At 54.1% G+C, this 209-nt stretch carries 1 protein-coding gene; it reads right to left on the bottom strand.

Annotated elements, in window-relative coordinates; all coding sequences use genetic code 11:
- On the bottom strand, window positions 1-209 hold a 209-nt coding region (locus AB1471_RS19285; protein ID WP_367781130.1), incomplete at both ends, for a hypothetical protein.

The raw sequence follows: 209 nt of genomic DNA, 5'->3' as shown, positions 1-209 counted from the left end.
CCCCTCTTCCCCCCCCTCCCCTTTCTCCTTCCCTCTTTTTCCTTTCCCCTTTTCCTCTTTCCCTCCTTTTCCTCCCCCCTTCCCCCTCCTCCCTTTTTTCCTTCCTTCCCCCCTCCTCCCTTCTTCTTTTCCCCTCCTTTTCTTTCTCTTTTTCCTCTCTTTTTCTTTCTTCCCTCTCTTTCCCCCCCCCCCTCTTCCTCCCTTTTCCC

The organism is Jeotgalibacillus marinus (genome assembly GCF_040801915.1).
In the GTDB taxonomy this organism is placed as follows: domain Bacteria; phylum Bacillota; class Bacilli; order Bacillales; family Jeotgalibacillaceae; genus Jeotgalibacillus; species Jeotgalibacillus marinus.
The sequence above is the reverse complement of the archived record's forward strand: the minus strand, read 5'-3'. Positions and strand labels throughout refer to the sequence as shown.